Here is a 2,281-nt window from a genome sequence, read left to right as displayed (position 1 = left end):
TTGGGGGGCCCGCTCCTGTGGTTAAAACCACCCCCCACGGGGGGGGGGCGGGCGTGGTGCACCACGACCGTCCCCGCCGCATCGCAGGCGACGACGCCGGCCGGAATCGCGCCGATCAGGTCGCGGTAGCGCTGCTCGCTGGCGCGCAGCGCGTCGTCGGCCTGGCGGCGCTGCGCGATCTCGTGTTCGAGCATGCGGTTGTGCTCCGCCAGCACGCGCGTGCGTTCCTCGGCCGCCTGCTCCAGTTCGCGCCGGCCCTCGGCCGTTTCATCGAGCGCGACGATGGCCTGGTAGGCGGCAGCCGCGAAGTCGGCCAGGTTGCGCAGCACGCGCGCATCCTCGGCATCGAATTCGCGGTCGGGGCGATGGCTGATTACCCATACCGTGCCCACCGCGCGGCCCTGGGCCGTCCACGGCACGAGCAGGTTTTCGATCATCGGCGGGTCGAAGCCGGCCATCGCCGCGAAGCAGCGCTCGCCGTACCGCATGAGCATGGTTTGATTGCGGTCGACTACGACGCCGCATGGACTGATGTCGAAAGCGATCGTGCCGCCAAGATGGTCCGCGAACAGCCCGGCCGCCGCGTGCCAGCGGAAGTAGCGGCGCCCGTCCTGTTCCTCGAGAAGGCTGATGCCGGCCGAACCGGCGTCGCACAATTCGAGCACCAGTTCGGCGAGTGTCCGGGGGACGCCGTGCGGATCGGCGGCCAATTGGCGGGCGAGCGCAGCCATCGCGCGGTTTTCCGCCGCGTAGTCGGGCGCCCGGCGCGGACGCCGCTCCAGTTCCTTTGTGATGAGCACGTCGTCCACGCAGGACGCGGCGGCTGCGGGTGGGATCTCCATCGGCACTGTATCGCTCGTATTGACACCCCATGCTATCGAAAAGCACGCCGCCGTGGCGCGCTAATGCATTGCAGGCGCAATCAAGCTGTGCCGCGTTTCCCGCGGCTCAACACCCGTCGGTATTGGCCTTGACGGTCGGAACGCCGGTGCCGGCATACGAGTACTGCACGGAACATTGCGTGGGATTCGGTGCGCTTTCGATGCGCCATCCGGCATCGCCGTTCGGGATCTTGTTGTTGCCGTAGCCATAGAACGTGTAGCCGTCGGCCTCGACTGCCGCCGCGGACAGGTAGCAGCCGTTGGCCGGCACCGTCAGGCCTTGCACCACCGAGCCGATGCCGTCGCACCACCGGTCGGGGTAGCCGCTCCAGACACGGATCTTGGTGCCGTCCATGTCGACGTTCGTCAGGTTCGCGATGGCGAGCGGCGTGCCGGCGCCGCGGATCGCGGTCAGCGACTTGACCAGCTTGATGCCCGTGTTGACGGAACCGGTCAGCGACTGGATCGACGCCTTGCGGCTGTCGCCCCCGAGGTCGGCGAATTTCGGCAACGCGACCGCGGACAGGACGCCCAGGATGACGATGACGACGATCAGTTCGATCAGCGTGAAGCCCCGGGTCCGTGCTGCGGTCGGGGCGTGAATTCCATTTTGATGTCGATACATGGCGCGAGCTCGGTAGATAAGCCGGTTACATTCTTTTCCACAAAGAATTATTTCAGTATATCAATACACTCGCCACATATCTATCATTTGGTTGGCCGACCGTTGTAACCTTGCGTCTCTACGGCTTGGCGAGGCCCATCCTGGCCAGGGTCAGCGTCTCGTCCGCCCTGCCCCAGCCGCCGTCGGCGACCTCTTCCACCAGCACCATCGAATAAGGCCGGGCCTGCTCGCCGAAATACTCGACGAACATCGCCGTCGTGCGGTGGATGATCTCTTCCTTGCGGGCCGCGTCGACGACGCCCTCCGGGAATTTGAAATTTGCGAATGGCATGATGCCTCCTTGTCGTGAATGGCGACGAATGTCGCCGGTGCAGGCATTGTCGGCATTCGCGCCAATGCGATAAATGTGGAGAAATGGCGAAGTCTGTTCAACCTCGCCCAACAATCATGCTCACAGGGCCGCGTCCAGCGCCAGCCGCAGCGGTCCCGGCGTGATGCCCGTCCAGCGCTTGAACGAGCGGCGGAAATTGGCGGCATCGTGGAAGCCCAGGTAGGCCGCGGCCGCTTCATTGTCGAGGCGGCGGGCCTGGAACAGCCATAGCGCGACGTGCGTGCGCACCTGGTCCAGCTCGGCCTGGAAATGCGTGTGATGGCGCAGCAGCTGGCGCTTCAGCGTGGCCGGGCTGGCGCCGAAATCGTGGGCCGTGCGCTCCAGCGAGGGCGCGGCGCGCACCCGTTCCAGCAGGTAGTCGTACAGCGCCGCCAGCAGGCCTGG

General features: G+C 65.9%; 4 protein-coding genes. All 4 read right to left on the bottom strand.

All coding sequences use genetic code 11. The features are described 5' to 3' along the window. Positions 1 to 800: GAF domain-containing protein (locus ACEN88_RS29615; protein ID WP_413345453.1), on the bottom strand; the 800-nt coding region annotated here is incomplete at its 3' end. A 148-nt stretch (positions 801 to 948) separates the two neighbouring features. Further along, positions 949 to 1,506, bottom strand: coding sequence for a type II secretion system protein (locus ACEN88_RS29610; RefSeq protein ID WP_413345451.1), 558 nt, complete (start codon positions 1,504 to 1,506; stop codon positions 949 to 951). A 118-nt stretch (positions 1,507 to 1,624) separates the two neighbouring features. Next, entirely contained in the window at positions 1,625 to 1,837 is a 213-nt protein-coding gene (locus ACEN88_RS29605) for a tautomerase family protein (RefSeq protein WP_413345450.1), read from the bottom strand. Positions 1,838 to 1,957: 120 nt separating this feature from the next. After that, positions 1,958 to 2,281: helix-turn-helix domain-containing protein (locus ACEN88_RS29600; protein ID WP_413345448.1), on the bottom strand; the 324-nt coding region annotated here is incomplete at its 5' end.

Origin of the sequence: Massilia sp. CT11-108 (assembly GCF_047302915.1) — a bacterium.
GTDB lineage: Bacteria > Pseudomonadota > Gammaproteobacteria > Burkholderiales > Burkholderiaceae_D > Telluria > Telluria orientalis.
Note: the sequence above shows the minus strand (reverse complement) of the source record. Positions and strands in the feature narration are given on the sequence as shown.

What these genes read in the sequence shown, in the direction of transcription:
- ACEN88_RS29610 (WP_413345451.1), bottom strand. Translation starts at nt 1,506, where the DNA reads ATGTATCGACATCAAAATGGAATTCACGCCCCGACCGCAGCACGGACC.
- ACEN88_RS29605 (WP_413345450.1), bottom strand. Translation starts at nt 1,837, where the DNA reads ATGCCATTCGCAAATTTCAAATTCCCGGAGGGCGTCGTCGACGCGGCC.